Here is a 13,082-nt window from a genome sequence, read left to right as displayed (position 1 = left end):
GCGGTATTGTTCGGAATAAGTTGATGGGGTACGATCCCTTGTCGGCCAGTCTAACGGGGGCCGGGCTCCCGGGGCGGGGAATTCTCGGGCGCTCCCGCGCCCGCGCCCCCCGTCCCGCAGGTGAGGCCGGCGGGGCGCGGGCGCGGGAGCGCCGGAGAATTCCCGGCGCCGGGAGCCCGGCCGCCGTTAGACTGGCCGACATGGGTTCGTACCGCTTCTACTTCTTCCGCTGATTCCCGGCCCGGACGACCGCAGCGCGCCGCACCGCGCGTCCCTCTGAGACGCCCCGGTGCCAAGGTCCTCGTGACGACGTTCTCTCGTGACGATGTTCTGGTGACGTCGACGTCACCCCCGCGCGCCCGCCGCCGTCCCTCCGCCGTCCGGCATCCACGCCCCGCTCCCGCCGCGCTTCCGTGCGCGCCGCCGCGGGCCGTCACCCAGGGAAAAGGCACCCATGCACCCCCAGCGCGACCGCGCTCAACTGGCCATGAAGGACGTCTCCAAGGCGTACGGGGACCGCTCCGTACTCGACCAGGTGACCCTCACCGTCCGGCCCGGTGAGAAGACCGCCGTCATCGGCGAGAACGGCTCCGGAAAGTCCACCCTGCTCCGCCTGCTGGCCGGGGCCGAAGCGCCGGACACCGGTGAGATCACCGTCCGGTTCCCCGGCTCCACCGGCTATCTCGCCCAGACCCTCGACCTCGACCCGGCCGACACTGTGCAGGACGCCGTCGACGCGGCCCTCGCCGAACTGCGCGACCTCGAACACCGGATCCGCGAGGCGGAGGCCGGCCTCTCGGAGCGGAAGCCCGGCGACCCGGGGCCCACGGACGAGGAACTCGCCGCGTACGGGGACCTCCTCACCGCCTACGAGGACCGCGACGGCTACCGGGCGGACGCCCGCACCGAAGCGGCCCTGCACGGCCTCGGCCTGGCCCACCTCACCCGCGAGCGACCGCTCGGCACGCTGTCCGGCGGCGAGCAGTCCCGGCTCGCCCTCGCCTGCGTGCTGGCCGCGGCCCCCGAACTGCTGCTGCTCGACGAGCCGACCAACCACCTCGACGCCCGTGCCGTCGGCTGGCTGGAGGACCATCTGCGCGCCCACCGGGGCACCGTCGTGGCGATCACCCACGACCGGGCATTCCTGGAACGGGTCACCTCGGTGATCCTGGAGGTCGACCGGGACCTGCGTACGGTCACGCGGTACGGGGACGGCTGGGACGGCTACCGCACCGCAAAGGCCGCCGCCCGCCGCCGCTGGGCCCAGGAGCACGAGGAGTACCTGGCGGACCTGGCCCGGACCGAGGAGCTGGTCGAGGCGGCGGGAGCGCGGCTCGCGGCCACCGGGGGCGACCCGAAACAGGGCTTCGGCAAGCACCGCCGTTCCAGCGAGGCCAAGCTGTCCGGCCGGGTCAGGGCGGCCCGGACCCGCCTGGACGCCCTGCGCAGGTCACCCGTACCGCCCCCGCCCCGCCCGCTCGCCTTCACGGGCCGTCCGTCCGTAGCCAAGGACACCGGCGGGACCTCCGACACGACCGACACGACAGGCGGCCCCGCGAACCGAGCGAGGACTCTCGTGGAGCTGGAATCCGTCGCCGTCGGGGACCGACTCCACCTCCCCTCCCTTCGCGTGACCTCGGGAGCCCGTCTCCTGGTGACCGGCGAGAACGGGGCCGGAAAGACCACCCTGCTGCGGGTCCTCGCGGGCGACCTGGCCCCCGACACGGGCACGGTCACCCGCCGTGCCCGCATCGGCTACCTCCCGCAGGAACTGCCCGCGCGCCCGACCCGGCGCACCCTGCTCGCCACCTTCGCGGCGGGCCGGCCCGGCTTCCCCGACGAGTACGCCGACGACCTCCTGGCCCTCGGCCTGTTCCGCCCCGAGGACCTCGACGTGCCCGTCGCGTCGCTCTCCGTCGGACAGCAACGCAGGCTGGCCCTGGCCCGGCTGGTGACCCGTCCTGCCGATCTGCTGGTGCTGGACGAGCCGACGAACCACATCGCGCTGAGTCTGGTCGAGGAGCTGGAGCAGGCCCTCGACCAGTACCGGGGCGCGGTCGTCGTCGTCTCGCACGACCGCAGCTTCCGGGCCCGCTTCACCGGCGACGTCCTGGAACTGCGGGCCGGACGCCAGGTGGGCCAGGCGCCGGCCCCGGCCCCGGTCTATGCGTCGGGGGAGGTGGCAGCCCCGCGCACCTGAGCACGCAGCCGGTCGACGAACACCCGCTGACCGGCGATCAGCCGCTCGGCGGCCTGCTCCGGCGTGCACCAGGCGAACCGGTCCATCTCCGGGAACTCCTGCTGTACGCCGGACCCGCGCGGCCACTCCATCGTGAACGTCCCGGGGACGACGGACGCGAGGTCCAGTCCGGCCTCCAGGGCCCACACGGTCACCGTCTTGCCGCTGCGCTGGCGGGCCTCGCCCAGCGCGATCCACTCACCCGGCGGGACGGGCACCCCCAGCTCCTCCGTGAACTCCCGGCGCGCCGCGTCCTCCGCGGCCTCCTCCGGCCCGTACTCACCCTTCGGCACCGACCATGCGGCCGCTTCCCGCCCCGCCCAGAACGGCCCGCCCATGTGCCCGATCAGCACCTCGACATCCCGCTCGCCCGCGTCCCCGTCCTCCGTGACACGGAAGAGAAGGAGCCCCGCACTGCGCCTGCCTGTCGACATGTCGTCAAGTCTGCGACGGCGGAGTGCGGGGCGCCACGCGGGGGTGTTCCGCCCGGACCGGGGAGTGGCCCTCTACGTCTTGCGGTAGCCGTAGGCCTCCGAGGCCGCCGCCTCCACGGCCGCGAGGTCACCGCCCGCCGAAGCGGTCACCACGGCGGCCACCGCGCCCTCGACGAACGGCGCGTCCACGAGCCGGGTGTTCTCGGGCAGTTCGTCGCCCTCGGCGAGCATGGCCTTCACCGTGAGGACCGCGCTGCCCAGGTCCACCAGGACCGCGACGCCGGCGCCCCGGTCCACCGAGGCGGCGGCCCGCCCGATCAGCTCCGCGCTCGTCCCGAGCCCGCCGTTCGGGAGCCCGCCGGCCGGGGCGACCGGCGCGGTCACCCCTCCGGCGGCGAGCCCCCGGGCCAGCTCGGCGACCGACTCGGCGACCGGACCGCTGTGGGAGACCAGCACGATGCCAACCTGCTGCTCGTCGCTCACGCGCCCGCTCCGTCCGTCGCCGCCGCCGTCGCCGCCAGGGCCTCGACCAGCAGAGCCGCCGAGGTCGCGCCCGGGTCCTGATGCCCGATGCTGCGCTCACCGAGATAACTGGCCCTGCCCTTGCGCGCCTGCAACGGCACCGTCGCCACGGCGCCCGCACGGGCCGCGTTCGCGGCGCCGTCGAACGAGGTGGCGAGGGCCTCCGCCGCGGGCAGCAGCGCGTCGAGCATCGTCTTGTCCCCGGCCTGGGCGCCACCCAGCTGCCCCACCGCGGCGACCCCCGCCGCGAACGCCTGGGCGAGCTGTTCCCGGGTCACTTCGCCCTCGTCGCCGAGCGCCTTGCCCGTACGGCGCAGCAGCGTCCCGTACAGCGGGCCCGACGCCCCGCCGACGGTGGAGATGAGCTGCCGTCCCGCCAGGGCGAGCACCGCACCGGGGGTGGCGGGGGCGTCCTTCTCCAGCACCTCGGTCACCGCCGCGAAGCCGCGCTGGAGGTTGCTGCCGTGATCGGCGTCCCCGATCGCCGAGTCGAGCTCGGTCAGATGGTTCGCCTCACGCTCCACGGACGCCGCGACGGCGGTCATCCAGCGGCGGAAGAAGTCGGTGTCGAGCACATGATCTCCTGTTCCTCGGTCCCACGCGGAACTTCCTCGGTCCCACGCGGCACGGGCAGTACGGCCGACCGGCCCCGCACTCGGGGGCGCGCACACGGTCACGGGATCCGCGGCGGCGGTTCAGCAGCCCCAGCGGAGCGCGGCCGTCCGCACGGGCGCGTCCCACAGGCGCAGCAGCTCCTCGTCGACCTGGCACAACGTCACCGAGCAGCCTGCCATGTCGAGCGACGTCACATAGTTCCCCACGAGCGTACGAGCCACCGGGACACCCCGCTCGGACAGGGCCCGGTGGACCTCGGCATTGAACCCGTACAGCTCCAGCAGCGGTGTCGCCCCCATGCCGTTCACCAGCGCCAGCACCGGGCCGGTGGGCCGCAAATCCTCCAGGATCGCGTTCACCGCGAAGTCGGCGATCTCCCCGGACGTCATCATCGGCCGTCGCTCGCGCCCCGGCTCCCCGTGGATCCCGATGCCCAACTCCAGCTCGCCGGACGGCAGGTCGAAGGTGGGACTGCCCTTCGCCGGAGTGGTGACGGCGCCGAGCGCCACCCCGAAGCTGCGCGAGGCCCCGTTCACCTGCCGGGCGACCGCGGCCACCCGGTCCAGCGGAGCGCCCTCGTCCGCCAGGGCCCCGGCGATCTTCTCGACGAACAGCGTCGCTCCCGTACCACGCCGCCCGGCGGTGAACGTACTGTCGCTCACGGCCACGTCGTCGTCCACCACCACCTGGGCGACCTGGACCCCCTCGTCCTCGGCGAGCTCGGCGGCCATCTCGAAGTTGAGCACGTCACCGGTGTAGTTCTTGACGACGAACAGCACCCCCGCCCCACTGTCGACGGCCGCCGCCGCCCGCACCATCTGATCCGGTACGGGGGAGGTGAACACCTCCCCGGGGCAGGCGGCCGACAGCATCCCCGGCCCGACGAACCCGGCGTGCAGCGGCTCGTGCCCGGAACCGCCCCCGGAGACGAGCCCCACCTTCCCCGCCACGGGCGCGTCCCGCCGGGCGACGACCCGGTTCTCCACATCGACGGTGAGGTCGGGATGCGCGGCCGCGATCCCCCGCAGAGCGTCGGCGACCACGGTCTCGGGAACGTTGATGAGCATCTTCATGCCGGTCTCCTGGTGAGCGTAGTAGAGGGCTTCGTGACCTGCGTTTCTCCAGGTCAGCAAGGGTGTAGCCAGTTGTGGATCTTGGCGGTCCGTGGCGGCTTGCTGCGGCTTGTGGCGGTACTGGTGCTGACTGCTTGCTGAGTTTCCTGACCAGTCGTCAGTTGGTTGGCGTGGTGCTTTTGATCTTGAGGGATGGCTTCTGGGTGCTCCAACGTGATGATGCCAATGTGGCGTGTGCGATGCCACCGCAAAGGCAGCCTGCAAAGGTCCAGGGGCGAAGCGTCGGAGCTTGAGGTGGCCGTTCCGGATCCGGATGGTGGGGGTGCGCGTGGGCATCTGAGTTCGAGCCCGCCGAGAGGGGAGGGCTCGCTGGGCGCGGTGCAGGGAAGCTTTAGAAGACCGCGATGCGCCACGCGGACTCCGCACGGGCTTTGCTGGGACAGGCGGCTGAACAGCACCTTCGATGAAATCTGCTCACCCGGCCAGCGCCGCGGTAGTCAACAGCGCGGATTGGTTCCCCGGCTGACAAAGCTGCCCTGGATTCCCAATGAGGAACAGTGGCTATGCATCCTCGAAGTCGCGAGGCGAGAGCCGATACGTAACCGTCTCATGCTGGCCCTCGCCTACGATGCAGCGCTACGGCGTGAAGAACTGTGCCTGCTGCGGACCGACGATCTGGACCCTTCCCGCCGCATGTTGCGAATCCGCGCGGAAACAACGAAGAATCGTCTTGAGCACGCCGTCCCCTACTCTGCGACCACGGGCGCACTGCTTTCAACGTACCTGGCACACCGCGCGACCCTGAGACCGCGTTTGAGATCCTTCCTGGAACGTCGGCGGGGAGGTGTTCTAGCCTCTGGTGGTGAGCGATGCACGAGTCCCCTTCATCGGTGACTTCAGAGAGCTTGAGCAGGGCAGGCCAGATGGGTCGTCGCTGCGGTCCGCCGTCAAGGCCGAGGCGTCCGTTAGCGCTCGTGAGCTGGTCAAGTACTTGCGGAGCGGTGCCCTGTTGGCTGCGACAACCACGCTCGTGCGTGACGTTCTCGCACCCGACAACCCTGTGATCGGCGGGCTGCACCTGCTGACGGACGGGCATTGGCTTTGGTACTCGGACCTGGCGCACTACGTCGAGCACTACCACGCGGCGCTCGACCCGCAGTTCATCGCGCATGCGCAGGCCAACGGCTGGACCGTTCCGCAGCTCGATGACGCGGATCTGCTCGCGCTGGAGGCGGTCCTTCTCGGTGACGATACGAACTGAGCCGATCACCTACCAGCCAGTGGCGTGTCCCGCTGCCGAGACCCGGGTGAGCGGCCGGGGACCTGGCCGTGCAGCGGGACCAGTGCGTGTGAGCCGCCGCACCATGATGCCGATCATTGCCCAACGGATCATGGTTTCCGAGCGAGCCGGGCTGGCTCCACCACCCACCTCTTCGGCTGGACCTGGAATCCCCGCTGGTCGGGGTCCTTTCGGACGATCTCCAGCTCGCGGCCGCGAGCCGAACCCCAGCTCCAGCGGCAGCAGTTGCCAGGCTATGTCGTTGTGCAGGACGAACAGGATGCCCTGGAGGCAGAGCCGGTCCGACACCGGCCTCGGCCCCGGAGACCGCTCCGGCCACGGCGGCAGCGACGGCTCGACCAGAGCCCACAACTCATCGTCCACGATCCACGGTCGGGTACCCACACCCTCACGAACGGCCGAATCATCACACCGGTAACGGCCTACCAGGACGATTCAGCAAGATCGTGTTACGAGCTCAAAGGGGCTGAAGGTTGACAAATCTGATTCCACAGCATGGAGACCTGGGCGGCCCACTACCTGACGCGTATCCGTACGCGGATCGCGGCCGTCGAGCGGCAGCAGGCGCAGCCCCAGCCGACCCCGGCGCCCACGGCCGCGGCCACGGCTGCGCCTGGCCCCCCCGCCGCCGGGCCGCGCCGTGCGCGGACACCTGACTGGGGCATCACCGAGACCGGCGTTGGGACGTCTGCCGCTGAGGTCCACCGGGGCGACTGCTGGGCCACGGGCAGGACGCTGCGGCCGGTCACCGCGGAGCGCGCCCGCGCCGAGCTGGCCGGCGGTATGCGGGCCTGCGCGGTGTGTCGCCCGGACACGGTCCTCCGGAGGCCGTGACCGCCGGGCCGGTGCCGAGGCCAGGCCACAAGGGTGGGGGATGGGGCCGTCGCGGGCCGGTGAGGGGCGATTCGGTCGTGTTAGCGGGGGAGGAGGGCGCGGACGGTCTTGCCGCCGGAGGGTCCGGGGGTGATGGAGGTGGTGCGGGCGAGGTGGTTGACCATGGGCCAGCCGAATCCGCCGGTTCTGCCGTTGAGGTCGGGGGTGCGCATACGTGGTGCCTGCGGGCTGCTGTCGTGCACGGCCACTTCGATGGTGTCCGGGTGTGCGGTCAGGTCCAGGGTGCAGGTGCCGCCGCCGTGGCGCAGGGCGTTGGTGACGAGTTCGGAGACGACCAGGAGCACCGTGTCGGCTGCCTCGGCGGGAATCGGGTGTGGGAGACCTGCGAGGAAGTCCCGGGTGCTGTCGCGTGCGCCGGCGGCGGATGTCGATTGCGCGGGTGCAACCGCGACGCTCATCGTGTCCATCGGTCACCCTGCCTTCCGCATCGTCCTGCCCGGTTGGTTGTCTGCGGGGTGCTCCTGCCCGGCTTGTGGCCCTTGAACCCCGGCGCTGTAGCTGTTGGAGGCCGATTACCTAGCCGTCGAGCACGCGAAAATCTATGTCGGCCGGAGTAGACATTGGAGGATCGTGTGGCTATGGTTTCTCTCGTAGTCAAGGAAGTCAGCAGGGCCCGGCAGAGACGAACTGGCGGGCAGTAGTACCAGTAGGTGCAGTTGGCAGGACGGTGCGGTGGCGGAGTTTCGAAGCCAGGGTTGTTGCAGGACGGCGACGGGACTGGTGACCGGACCGGGTGGCCCGCAGTGATCAGGGGCCTCCATGAGCAGTACCGCAGTACCCAGTAGGTGCAGTACCGCAGTGCAGGCAAGTGTGCAGCACCTCGGTGAAGGCGTCGGCTGCTGACGCGCGCACCGGGAAGTTCGGCAGCGGGGTTCTAAGCCAGAGCAGACGCAGGACGGGCGACGGGGCTGGCTGCCGAAGTGGCGCTTTGACAGGCCACCAGCAGTTCGCAGTAACAGCAGTACGCAGTTCCCGTTTGGTAAGTGATTCATCCAGAGGGAAGAACGGAGGAACCAGGCACCATCAGGATCGCCCGGACGCCACGCGAGTCCGGGTACCGCAGGACATCGTTAGTGAGGTGGTCTCCGGTCACGCAACCGCGATCCCCGCACACCCGGCGCAGCTCAGGCCGGGTCGGCGGAAACAGAAGGCCGGCGCAGGACCAGGGCCGGCAGATGGTGTAGCAGTTCCTTCGGGGCCCTGGTGCCATAGGCACCAGGGCCCCTCCACGCGTTCCACAGAGAGGTGCGATGACCGCAGACGACTCGTTCAACCGGCTCGACGACGACGACTACCCCGCCTACACCATGGGCCGGGCCGCCGAAATGCTCGGCACCACCCAGGGCTTCCTGCGCGCCATCGGCGAAGCCCGCCTCATCACCCCGCTCCGCTCCGCCGGCGGACACCGCCGCTACTCCCGCTACCAACTGCGTATCGCCGCCCGCGCCCGCGAACTCGTCGACCACGGCACACCGGTCGAGGCCGCCTGCCGCATCGTCATCCTCGAAGACCAGCTCGAGGAAGCACAGCGGATCAACGCCGAGTACCGCCGCGCCGCCGAATCGGTGAACCCACCCACCGCGGCCTGAAACGGCCCTGGCTTCTTTCCCCCAAGCATGCCGCCCGGAGCGCTCCGTGTTCCGGGCAACTCCGTATTCGGCGGCTCCTGGACCCGAAACGGACAGCTGCTGCACGATCGCCGGGGCCGGGCCCGTCCAGGTGTGCCCACTGGAGAGTCGATGCCGCCGTTGGCCGCATCTGTCGCGGCCTGCCGCTGGGCCTCGCCGTGCTCGGCCACCTGCCTGGCCGCGCGCCCCGCTGCACGAGGCGGTCGCGCGCCTCCACGACGCTCGCCTGCTCGCCGCCACCGTCGAGCTCGGCGGTGAGCTGGATCCTTGAGCTACGCGCGGTAGTCCCAGAGGTCTGCGCGCGGTCAGCGCCGCCGGCCGCTGCCGATGCGGCGGTCGTCGGCCAGTCCGGTCAGCGGACCGAACTCGCGGACAAGCTGGTTCCACGTCAGAACCTCGCCACAGCGGGCCGGGAAATCCTTCGGGTTGAACTCGGGCATGGTCCAGGTGCCAGTGCCCCGGTCCCGCAGCCACAGGTCCCCGTCACCGTCGACCACGGTCGGCGGGACCGGCACGGGCTCGGCCTGGTCGGTGGGCTCCCAGGTGACCCGGCCCGGGTGGGAAGCGCGGCGCAGCTCGGTGGTGGCCAGCCGTGCGGCCAAGTCACGGGTGGACTCTTCGGCGTCCTTGACCGACGCGAGTCGAAATGCGTCGTCAAGTACGGGCAGGGCTGGATTCTTGCTGCGCTTTGAGCTCATAGGCTGACTACCTCCGGTGGGGGGGGCGTCACATCCCGTATGGCACCCCGTCGAGGAACACGGTATCCGAGGCGGGAGGCGGGCGAGCTAGGACCCCTGTCCAGGTGGAGGCGGTGGCACACCGGGCGGTGGGGCTTAGGGGCTGTTCGATGGGTCGTGTGACGCTCGTTCGGGGAACTGTCGGCGTACGGACTTTACGTTCACTCGTACGCCGACAACCGGCCCGAGGGGAGGTCTGTTGCCGCCCGTTCGGGTGGGCGGCGGCGTGCGGGGCGCGGCCTTGGCCGACACGTTCTCAGCCCCACGATCTCGCGGCCTGCGCCGGCCACCGTGCGTGCAGATGTTGGCCCATAGGCGGGCGGCGCGCTTCAGGTCGGTGTCCCGCCGATGCCCGGGCGGTCAGGCTCCGGCGAGCAGAGGGTGGTACGGGGTGGTGCGCTGGCGTCCGGACATGAAGGACAGGAAGTCGTTGAGGAACGCGCTGCGGCCCTACGTCGCCCCGGTGCTGGTGGTGTCGTGGTGGAACGCGGTGCGGAACAGGGCCCGGTATTCGTCCGCGTCGATGGTCTGGTCGCCGTCTTTGTCGGTGGCGTCGAAGAGGACTTCGGCGACGCGGATCAGTGCGGGACCGGCCAGAGAGGGGACGGCGGCTGCGTACTCGGCGGCGCTGACGCGGCCGTCTCCGTCGGTGTCGAGGGCGGCCTGGAGTTCGCGCCACCAGTCGGCGTAGGCGTTGTAGAGCCGGGTCTCCTCGGGCTCGTCCAGGTCCAGGCGGCCGGACAGTTCCCGGGCCATGGCGGCGAGGTCAGCCCAGGTGACATATCCGTCCCCGGCCTGGTCGAGGACGTCGGCGAAGAACTCGTGCGCGCTGCGCTGCGCACTGCTGTCCGCAGCCGCCGGTTCGCGTTCCGGGGGCAGTGGGGTGATGAGGCCGATGAGGGCGCCGGCCCGCTTCATCTGATCCCGCAGAGCGGCGACCGTCCTCGCGCGGGGGTCATCGCTGTCCGGGGACAGCGACAGCAGCTCGGTGATGTTCTCGGCCCGGATCCAGCCCTCGGGGAGGAACCGGGTCAGACCGGCCGCCAGGTAGGCGCCCTGCATGAGGGTCTCGACGCCGGCGATCTCGGGCAGGCCGGCCCGCCGGCGGAACGCCTCCGGCAGGGAGGCCACGGTGATCGCTCCGATGACGGGGCAGGCGAAGGCCCGGCCGGTCGCCCACAGGGCGGGAAAGCCGTTCAGCACCGGCGGGGCGGGGAGGTGGTCGAAGAGCTTGTAGAGGATGATCCGCATCGCCTCGGTGTTCTCCAACTCCTCGGCGACCATCCGGTCGTAGTAGGGCCAGAACGCATCCAGCGTGGGCGGCAGATGCCCGGCCTCGTCGCCCATGGTGGCCAGGAACGCCTGGAACTCGGCATACAGCCGCTCCATCGCCTTCCGCTCCAGGGGCTGCCCGCTGAGCCGGCACATGGTGACTGCGCTCTCGAACAGGGTCGCCACCACCCAGGCGCGCACGCCCGGGTCCAATGCGTTGTAGGACCGGCTGTCCGCGCCGGTGCCGCCCAGGCGCGCGTGCAGCCGGTTGAGCCGGGCCGCTTCCCGCTGGCGGGCGGGCTCGTCGGCGCCGAACATGCGCTGCATGCTCATGAAGGTGTTGCGCAGTCGCCGCCAAGGGTGGGCGACGAAGGTGGAGTTGTCGACCAGGGCGGCGCCGATCTGCGGGTGCGCGGCCTGCCTCGCCAGTTCATGGTGATGTGGGAGAACAGCCGGTGCTCGATCTTGTTCCACTTCGAGGTGCCGGGCGGCAGGTGACACACCGTGATCTCAAGGCCGGTCTCGGCGGCGAGGTCGGCGAGCTGGGTTTTCCAGCCCCGGGTGCGGTAGCCGTTGGAGCCGCCACCGTCAGCGGTGATCAGCAGCCGGCGGGCGCCGGGGTAGTCGTGTTGGCCGACCGCCTGCCACCAGCGGTCGTAGATTCCGTAGGGAATCGCCTTGGCGGCCTGGCCGGGGAAGTCGTGGGTCTTGACCCTCGGGGGCTGTCCTGCGGGCTGCCATTCGTGCCCGGCGTTCCTGTAGTCGCCGATCAGTTCCTTCTTCTTGCTGTCCACGCTGATCACCGGGTCACCGGCGTCCCCGTGCTCTCGTGCCTGCTCGTTGAGGTAGCGGAACTGGGCATCCCTGTCGGGGTGCTGGGCACCTTCGATGGTCTTGGCGTTGGCCTGCAGACTGAAGCCCTCCTCCCGCAGCAGGCCGGCGACGGTGTCGGCGGAGACCCGGTGCCCCTGGCGGGTCAGCTCCGCCGCCAGCTTCCGGGTCGGCTTCGTCGTCCGGCGCAGCGGCGACATCGGGTCGCCCCGCTCATCGGGCTCGACCAGCGCCAGCAGTGCCGGCCGCAGCCCAGAGTCCAGCTCGGCCGCCTTCTTCCGCCCTCCACCGGGATGGCGCACCCGTCCCAACGGGGCCTGACCGGAATCCAGTTCAGTTGCCCCACGCGAGACCGTGGCCTCCCGGACCCCGGCTGCAGCGGCGACGATCCTGATGCCGCCATGCCCCAGCGACAGTGCTTCCGCCCCTATGGCCAGCCGACGCTGACGCTCATCCAGATGCGGCAACAACACCTGGAACTTCGCCGCCAGAACGGCCTCGATCCCCTCCGGTCTCCCCATACCAGACCAACGAGCCCCACAGCTGGAAGCCACGACTTGTTTCCCGGCAAGCCCTAAGAGCCTTTGGGATCTCTGCTGGGCGTGTGTTTCGGTGGCTATGCGGTGGGGGTGAGTTCTGCTTGGCCGAACAGCAGCGCCCAGCCGGTGGGGAGCTGGTGGAGGATGCGGCTGGTCAGGCCGGTGCCGGCGTGCGCTGCGACGGTGGCGAGGACGGCGCCGGTGTCCCACCGGGTGGTTGCCAGGGAGGCGCCGGAGCGGGTGGCGAGGTCGTGGATGAAGTCCTTGCCGGTCAGTGGGCGGGTGTCGGGGACCTGAGCGGTCAGCACGCGCGCCGCCTCCAGGGGCAGGCAGCGGGCCAGATCGACGCGTTCGTCCCCGGTCAGTTGACGTCCGAGTCCGGCGAGCACCTCATGGACCACTTCTTCCGCCCGTTCGCGGGTGGGGTAGGTGCCTTCGTATCGAACCCTTTCCAGCATCTGCTCGTACGTCTTCGAGCGGGGCTGGTGCTGCGTGAGCGGTACGTGCGCGTCGGTGATCACTGCGGGGCATGCCTTTCAGGAGTCATGGGAGTGCCGGACACGGCACTTCCGGTTTGGGCCAGATGGTCTGGGGGCGGCCTGAGGGAAGCAGGATTGGCCCGGTCAGGTCTTCGTCTGCCGTGTCGGCGGAGGATAGCGCCGCGCTGACGTCCCGCGTCGCGGTCTGCTCGGTGGCGCCTTCCTTCCAGGCGAAGGTCGCGCGGACCAATCGCTCGGGGAAGGCGGATCGGAGCTCAGCAGCGGGTTTGAGCAGGATCAGGGTGAATGTTTTCGGCGGGCGCGCCGCGAGCTGGGCGCGTACCTCGCCGAGAAGGTGGGCGAGAGCAGGGCCAGCACCGACATGCGCCGCATGCTCGGCTTCCTGCGCTGTGTCGTAACCACCCGTTTCGTCATACCGCCGGCAAATGCTTCGCGTCGCAAAGCCATCAGCTGCCACCTGGTGGTGCAGGTTGCCGCGGGGGTGCGGAGGGCGGGGAG

14 protein-coding genes and 2 pseudogenes are annotated in these 13,082 nt (G+C 70.6%); 5 read left to right on the top strand and 11 right to left on the bottom strand.

What is annotated here, in order from left to right; all coding sequences use genetic code 11:
* Window positions 1-454: 454 nt before the first annotated feature.
* Window positions 455-2,200 (top strand): ribosomal protection-like ABC-F family protein, encoded by a 1,746-nt coding sequence (gene abc-f / locus JS521_RS27785; protein ID WP_205085712.1) that lies wholly within the window; start codon window positions 455-457, stop codon window positions 2,198-2,200.
* On the opposite strand, the gene JS521_RS27780 is transcribed toward abc-f, so the two are convergent.
* The 4 genes from JS521_RS27780 to dhaK all read right to left on the bottom strand — a co-directional run bounded on the left by JS521_RS27780 (window position 2,164) and on the right by dhaK (window position 4,883).
* A complete protein-coding gene (locus tag JS521_RS27780) occupies window positions 2,164-2,673 on the bottom strand; it encodes an NUDIX hydrolase (RefSeq protein WP_205085711.1) in 510 nt (169 codons plus the stop codon). The genes abc-f and JS521_RS27780 overlap by 37 nt on opposite strands.
* A 72-nt stretch (window positions 2,674-2,745) precedes the next feature.
* On the bottom strand, window positions 2,746-3,156 hold the full coding sequence (locus JS521_RS27775; protein ID WP_205085710.1) for a PTS-dependent dihydroxyacetone kinase phosphotransferase subunit DhaM: 411 nt from the start codon (window positions 3,154-3,156) through the stop codon (window positions 2,746-2,748).
* Window positions 3,153-3,770 (bottom strand): dihydroxyacetone kinase subunit DhaL, encoded by a 618-nt coding sequence (gene dhaL / locus JS521_RS27770; RefSeq protein ID WP_205085709.1) that lies wholly within the window; start codon window positions 3,768-3,770, stop codon window positions 3,153-3,155. Before dhaL ends, JS521_RS27775 begins: the two co-directional genes overlap by 4 nt.
* A gap of 120 nt (window positions 3,771-3,890) precedes the next feature.
* Window positions 3,891-4,883, bottom strand: a complete 993-nt coding sequence (gene dhaK / locus JS521_RS27765; RefSeq protein WP_205085708.1) for a dihydroxyacetone kinase subunit DhaK — start codon at window positions 4,881-4,883, stop codon at window positions 3,891-3,893.
* Between the two features lie 192 nt (window positions 4,884-5,075).
* Here dhaK and JS521_RS37265 point away from each other — a divergent pair, with 192 nt between their 5' ends.
* Window positions 5,076-5,777, top strand: a complete 702-nt coding sequence (locus JS521_RS37265) for a site-specific integrase (RefSeq protein ID WP_205085707.1) — start codon at window positions 5,076-5,078, stop codon at window positions 5,775-5,777.
* Window positions 5,746-6,144: a hypothetical protein gene (locus tag JS521_RS27755; protein ID WP_307847963.1), complete on the top strand. Its 399-nt coding sequence runs from the start codon at window positions 5,746-5,748 to the stop codon at window positions 6,142-6,144. The genes JS521_RS37265 and JS521_RS27755 overlap by 32 nt, the downstream gene beginning before the upstream one ends.
* Before the next feature lie 9 nt (window positions 6,145-6,153).
* Here the strand turns inward: JS521_RS27755 and JS521_RS37560 are convergent, their stop codons facing one another.
* Entirely contained in the window at window positions 6,154-6,546 is a 393-nt protein-coding gene (locus tag JS521_RS37560; protein WP_205085705.1) for a transposase, read from the bottom strand.
* Window positions 6,547-6,678: 132 nt separating this feature from the next.
* Between JS521_RS37560 and JS521_RS27745 the strand changes: the two genes are divergently transcribed.
* Entirely contained in the window at window positions 6,679-7,017 is a 339-nt protein-coding gene (locus tag JS521_RS27745) for a DUF6233 domain-containing protein (RefSeq protein WP_205085704.1), read from the top strand.
* An 80-nt stretch (window positions 7,018-7,097) separates the two neighbouring features.
* Here the strand turns inward: JS521_RS27745 and JS521_RS27740 are convergent, their stop codons facing one another.
* Window positions 7,098-7,484 carry an ATP-binding protein gene (locus JS521_RS27740; protein ID WP_205085703.1) on the bottom strand — a complete coding sequence of 129 codons (387 nt, stop codon included), beginning with the start codon at window positions 7,482-7,484 and terminating at the stop codon, window positions 7,098-7,100.
* An 843-nt stretch (window positions 7,485-8,327) separates the two neighbouring features.
* On the opposite strand from JS521_RS27740, the gene JS521_RS27735 reads away from it, so the two are divergent.
* Window positions 8,328-8,666 (top strand): MerR family transcriptional regulator, encoded by a 339-nt coding sequence (locus tag JS521_RS27735; protein ID WP_205085702.1) that lies wholly within the window; start codon window positions 8,328-8,330, stop codon window positions 8,664-8,666.
* 344 nt (window positions 8,667-9,010) lie between these two features.
* Here the strand turns inward: JS521_RS27735 and JS521_RS27730 are convergent, their stop codons facing one another.
* From JS521_RS27730 to JS521_RS27710, 5 genes and pseudogenes are all read right to left on the bottom strand, one after another.
* Window positions 9,011-9,403: a hypothetical protein gene (locus JS521_RS27730; protein WP_205085701.1), complete on the bottom strand. Its 393-nt coding sequence runs from the start codon at window positions 9,401-9,403 to the stop codon at window positions 9,011-9,013.
* 399 nt (window positions 9,404-9,802) lie between these two features.
* A pseudogene (locus JS521_RS27725) lies at window positions 9,803-11,188 on the bottom strand (oxygenase MpaB family protein).
* Window positions 11,122-12,066, bottom strand: a pseudogene (locus JS521_RS27720) (ISAzo13 family transposase); the annotation flags it as partial. The pseudogenes JS521_RS27725 and JS521_RS27720, both read right to left, overlap by 67 nt.
* Before the next feature lie 95 nt (window positions 12,067-12,161).
* Window positions 12,162-12,605, bottom strand: a complete 444-nt coding sequence (locus JS521_RS27715) for a DUF2267 domain-containing protein (protein ID WP_205085700.1) — start codon at window positions 12,603-12,605, stop codon at window positions 12,162-12,164.
* A 22-nt stretch (window positions 12,606-12,627) separates the two neighbouring features.
* Window positions 12,628-13,082: DUF2267 domain-containing protein (locus JS521_RS27710; protein ID WP_307847962.1), on the bottom strand; the 455-nt coding region annotated here is incomplete at its 5' end.

The sequence above is a fragment of the Streptomyces durocortorensis genome (assembly GCF_016901035.1).
Taxonomy (GTDB): Bacteria; Actinomycetota; Actinomycetes; order Streptomycetales; family Streptomycetaceae; genus Streptomyces; species Streptomyces durocortorensis.
The sequence above is the reverse complement of the archived record's forward strand: the minus strand, read 5'-3'. Positions and strand labels throughout refer to the sequence as shown.